The sequence below is a fragment of the Bacteroidales bacterium genome (genome assembly GCA_014860585.1).
Classification (GTDB): domain Bacteria; phylum Bacteroidota; class Bacteroidia; order Bacteroidales; family 4484-276; genus RZYY01.
Genome location: JACZJL010000056.1, coordinates 1 through 5834, shown reverse-complemented (window position 1 = coordinate 5834; position 5834 = coordinate 1). Strand labels below are relative to the sequence as shown.

Annotated in this window: 4 protein-coding genes; all 4 read left to right on the top strand. The window is 43.6% G+C overall.

All coding sequences use genetic code 11. The features are described from left to right. A partial coding sequence (locus IH598_06325; GenBank protein MBE0638113.1) for a T9SS type A sorting domain-containing protein occupies nt 1-179 on the top strand: 179 nt, incomplete at its 5' end. Nucleotides 180-452: 273 nt separating this feature from the next. Then, nucleotides 453-758 carry a hypothetical protein gene (locus tag IH598_06320; GenBank protein ID MBE0638112.1) on the top strand — a complete coding sequence of 102 codons (306 nt, stop codon included), beginning with the start codon at nt 453-455 and terminating at the stop codon, nt 756-758. 203 nt (nt 759-961) lie between these two features. Further along, nucleotides 962-1396, top strand: a complete 435-nt coding sequence (locus IH598_06315; GenBank protein MBE0638111.1) for a hypothetical protein — start codon at nt 962-964, stop codon at nt 1394-1396. A gap of 21 nt (nt 1397-1417) precedes the next feature. Further along, on the top strand, nt 1418-5834 hold a 4417-nt coding region (locus tag IH598_06310), incomplete at its 3' end, for an HYR domain-containing protein (GenBank protein ID MBE0638110.1).

Sequence of the window (5834 nt, the reverse complement as noted above, 5' to 3'; positions counted from 1 at the left end):
CCGAAAATGAAAGCGAGGTCAGCTATTCCATTACTGATATGGATGGAAGGGTGATCGAACAATCCGGTTTCATCGGCTGCGAGGCCGTGCTCGATGTGAGCAGCTTCAAGCCTGGGTTGTATGTGATCAGGATGGAGATAGAAGGGGAGGTTGTAACAAAGCGACTTGTGGTGATGTAGATCGTATTAAACCTGTCAGGTTTCTAAAACCTGACAGGTTTTCAGGAGGTGAATGCTAAATACAGGAATAATGGCTAATGCTGCATTTAACATTATTTATAAATAAATACCTAAAAATAAACAAGATACAGAATTTAATTAACCATACTTTTACACTCAATTTTTCAGGTCAATTTTTTAATAAATACCTCAATAGAAGTGAATGTAAGAACAAACAGTTACATGTTTTTTAAACTCTCTAGGATCTTTAATCCTAAATTTTTACTTTTATCATTGCTTTCATTATTCATGTTTAATACCAGATTTTCACAGGTGATCACTGTGGTAGTTATTGGTACTAGCAGTAACGCACAACTGAAACAAAATCCCTATTCTGGAGGTGGAGCTACTGCGTATTTTCTCAATTTCACATGCATAGGTTTAGGCGTCGAAAGTGCTTTACGACCATCCAACCTCCATGCGATATTTGCAGGTGAATCCGGATATGGGTTACTGGTTGCAAAAAACGTTGTGGCTGTTTTGCCCGTCAGGTATGATAAAATTTGTTCAATGGAGCTAAAATCGAGTTATTTTTCATAAATTAATTAAATCACTAACAAAATGAAAAAAAATGCCATTATTAAAGGACCGCATCCTTGCCGCTGGCGAATAACCAGCGGGGATCACAGGTTTACAAATTACTTTTATTGAACAACAAAAACAAGATTATGAAAATAAAAATTTACAAACCAGACAAGTTTCTTTACTTTTTTAAAAACGGTAAAACCACAATAAACATGAATATGAAAACAATTGCACTAATTATTATAATTACACTGTCGGGCATCTGTTCATTCGGACAGAGCCGGCAAGACCAGACTCAAATCCTGCAAAAATGCATTGACTTGCCAAATCTACAAACGTATTTACCAACTGACGGTAATGGGATTATGAAACAGATTTTTATTAATTACTGGCATCCCAATTTATTTTCTCCTGATTTAGTTGTAACTAAAGGTGGTAAAAACGTTAAGTTTGAAATAATGTCTGCACAGCCGTCCAATGAAAGTGATGCATTTCTTTTGTTTAAAAAATTCGATATTTCCGGAGATAAAGCAATCTTAAACTTTGAATTTCATTATCAAATTAGTAACGATGCTAAGGTCGTAACCTTTAGTTTTAGTTTACAAAAAGAAAATAATGATTGGAAAGTATTGGAACCCATTTTAATATTTTAACAACAATTAAATTTAATTCATATGAAAAAATCAATTTTAATCACTCTTTTATTAACTATAGGAGGATTTACAAATTTATATAGTCAATGTGAAAATGAAAAAGGGTACTACGATTTTCCATTTACCGAAAATGGAATTACCGTTACCAAGACCCTATCGGGTAATTTTACTTATTATAGCTCTGCATATACAGCATGTGGTGTAACTGAGAAACCTTACAGTATTTGGACCGGCCAATCTGGTCCTGCCACATTTCGAAATGATTTCAGTATTGCTTTAAATGACATCGAATACAATTTAGCCGGTACAAACGCCACCGAGGCATTTACAGTAACTGTCAGTAATGGGACGCCTTCCATATCCTTTACGTATGGCGATTGCCCATCGTCCTGGTCGATAAGTGGCAATGTTCTTACATGCGTAAGTACTCCACAAACAGCAGGTGGTGCTGGCGGAAGGATTAGAATTCATTCTACACAACCTTACACCTGGATTAGTTTCTATCACAATGGAGGTGCTGGTGGCACGATCTTTACCATGTGTTTTGGAGCAGCCTTTCAATCGGTATTGCCAACTGTTACTACTACTGCCGTTACTTCTATTACCGGCAGTTCAGCCTCAAGCGGTGGCAATGTAACTGACGATGGTGGAGCTGCTGTGACGGCCCGCGGTGTTTGCTGGAATACAACGGGCACACCCACTATTGCCGGTAGTCATACCTCTGATGGTACAGGCCTTGGAAGTTTTTCCAGTTCGATTACCGGCCTTAGTGCCGGCACCACTTATTATGTACGGGCTTATGCGACAAATACAAATGGGACAGGGTATGGATCACAATTAAGCTTCACAACCAGCAGCAGTCCACCTCCAACTGATCCCACATCCGTAACGGCTTCTGTCAATCCGGTATGTAATGGTTCATCCACACAACTGACCGCTGTTGGTGAGGTAGGTACTGTTTATTGGTACACCGGAAGCTGTGGTGGTACGCTGGTAACCACGGGTAATCCCATCACTGTTAATCCCCAGACAAACACAACCTACTTTGCAAGGAACTACGCAAATTCGCAGTTTAGCAGTGGGTGTGCCTCGGTGGCCATAACAGTTGAACAAACTCCGGTTGCCGGAACACTCACCAAGGATCCTAACATTACACATGTATGTCCTGGAACGAACGTTAAAGCCACATTATCCGGAGGCTCAGGCGGTAATGGAACCAACCAGACCGAATACAGAACACACGATGGGAGCGATTGGTCAAACTGGGATACCTACACTTCGGATGCAAACATTTCCACAACCGGGAAAACCGCCGTGGAAATCCGCACCCGCAGAATGGCAAGTTATTGTTCAAACTCAGACTATAATACTGTGAGTTGGCTTGTTTATGAAGAACTCACCCTTTCCTGTCCTGAACCCATTGTTGTTAATAATGACGTAGGAGTCTGCGGTGCTTCCGTTGAATTTAGTGCAACGGCAGGAGGAACACCCGCTCCAACTTTAACCTATACGTTGGAAGGAAATATTATCACCTCGCCACATCTTTTCGAAGTTGGTACTCATACTGTTGTAGTAACAGCCGAAAATGTTTGTGGAATGCTTAATTGTTCCTTCACGGTAACGGTGAATGATAATGAACCGCCGCAAATCAACTGCCCGGACGACATTACAGTGAGCAACGACAATGATGTTTGCGGTGCGGTGGTTATTTACGATTTGCCGGAAATAGATGACAATTGTACAGACTTCATAAACACTTCTCTTCCTGGCTATACATTTATTGGAGGCCTTAATGGCCATAGTTATTTCAGGTCGGATTTCGCAACAACATGGTCATCGGCCAATGCAGCAGCTATCGCTTTAGGGGGTCATCTTATTACGATTTCAAGTGCTGAGGAAAATGCGCTTGTGTCAGGGTACGGCAACTGGTGCTGGATAGGCTTTACCGATGAAGCGGTTGAGGGTAACTGGGTATGGGTGACAGGCGAACCGGTAGTTTATACGAGCTGGGGTCCGGGTGAACCTAATAACGCTAATAATGAAGACTACGCAGCAACCGACTGGGGTGCCTATTTGTGGAATGATCTGCCTGACACCAGCATCGGCCAGTTTATCGTCGAATTTGATCAATCAACATCAAATCAGACCTCAGGCCTACCAAGCGGTTCGGTCTTCCCTGTCGGAACAACCACCAATACTTTTTGGGTCACCGACGGTTCTGGTAACACTGCCAGTTGTAGTTTTACTGTAACAGTGAATGATACAGAAGCACCGGTTCTCAGCGGAACATCGCCTTTTCCAGAATTGTTGTATTATCATTTTAACGATTCAGGAACAAGCGTCATTAACCTGGCTTCCAATCCACCTGCAGGTACTGAAACTGCAACGATTATAGGCGGACTCAGCCAGGGAGGATCCGGTATCTGTGACGGTTCATTAATTGGCAATGGCGGTTCCAGCGCAAATGATTATCTCAATACTCACTGGTCCCCAAATTTAAACGGTACATCCTGGACACTTTCATTCAAAACTTCAAATATTCCAACTTCTTCGACCTTGTTTTATATACTTGGCGATCAGAATGCAGGTGGTTTCAGATGCTTTACGAACGGAGTTGCAGGGCCAGACAACTGGTTATTGCGAGGAGGGATAACTGATGTACTGGTACCGGGTGGCGCTACAATGGATCCGCATACCATCACCTTTGTGTACGATCAAAGTTTGGGTAATATCAAGGCATATCTCGATGGTGACCTTGTGAATACAGTTGCTCAAAGTGCAGCAAACATTGTTGGCTCCGGGCCTTTTAAAGTGGGAGCATATTCATCAAGCACAGGCCTTCCCTCAGGAGGGATGATGGATGATTTCCGCCTGTATAGTCGTGCCTTGTCATTTGATGAAGTTCTGAAATTAAATGCCTGCAATCAAAGCATTCAAGAATTGAACACAACCATCAATGCATGTACTGCTGAATTTGAGATTTTCGATCCAATTGTAGACAACTGCTCTGGTTCGATGTGGGGATACTCCACAACCGGTGCAACAATACTTACTTCTTCAGGAAATACAATTCCGGATGGTACAGGCAGCGGTGTATTACTTTTCAACAAAGGTGTAACCACTGTGACCTTAACCGGAACGGATGGAACAAACAGTGCAACAACGGTTTCATTCGATGTAACCGTGGTTGACAATCAACCGCCAACGATAACCTGTCCGGACAACATTTCAGTTAGTAATGACAACAATGTATGTGGTGCAATAGTTACCATTACTTATGCCACTGTCACGGATAATTGCACCAGTGAGCCCGAAATCACTGGTTTGCGAAGCGACAACCTGCAACTAACCGATCCTTATCCGGTCGGAATTACCAGCATCACCTGGACTGCGGAGGATGACGATAGTAATGTAAGCAGTTGCCTGCAAACTATCACCGTAACCGACAATGAGAACCCAATTGTGATTACCAAGAATATCAGCATCCAACTGGATATGAGCGGAAATGCCGCCATCGTTCCAGGTGATATTGACAACGGATCAACGGACAATTGCGCCATTGCTACCTATGAACTTGATAAAGACACATTTACGCTGGCTGATAAGGGAAACAATACGGTAACGCTCACCGTGACGGATATTCACGGAAACGAGGCTTCCAATACAGCCAATGTGTTTGTGGCGGGCATTCCGGCGCCATGGAAAGAGTGTGACACACATCCGACAGCCAACGGAACCGGGGATTATGATTTTTCCCCAACCAACCCGACCTTTAATCTGACAGCCACGGGGCTATCTTCCACACTCAACGATGTGCATCATTTTGTTTACCAGGAGATGTGTGGCAATCAGGTTACCGTAATTGCCCGCCTGGCTGAAGTGGAAAACGGTGGATGGGCAGGTGTGATGATGCGCCAAAGCTGTTCGCCCGGTTCAAAAGCTATCCTTTTCAAAACGAGGCTTTACAATCCGAACGTGATCATTGGCTACCGCACCACCGAAAACAAAGCCATGCGCAACCTGAGCCAGGTAGCCCAGTTGATCCGCTGGATGAAGATCCAGCGCAACGGCAGCAACTTCAAGGTCTTTACCTCATACAACGGCACCACCTGGCAACAGCGGTACAGCGGAACCATCAGCATGGGAAGTTGCATCCAGGCTGGTATTTTCACCGAGAGCGTGCTGGCTACCCGCACTTCGATGGCGTGGTTTGACCATGTGAAGGTTGAATATGGTTTGAAATCCGGTGATGAAATTGTCATTGATGAAACAAACATGCAATCAGAAAAAGCTGCAATTGAGCTTTATCCCAACCCTGCCGATGACCTGGTTACGATCTCCATCCCCGGGAATGAAAGCGAGGTCAGCTATTCCATTGCCGATATGGATGGAAGGGTGATCGAACAATCCGGTTTCGTCGGCAGCGAGGCCGTGCTCG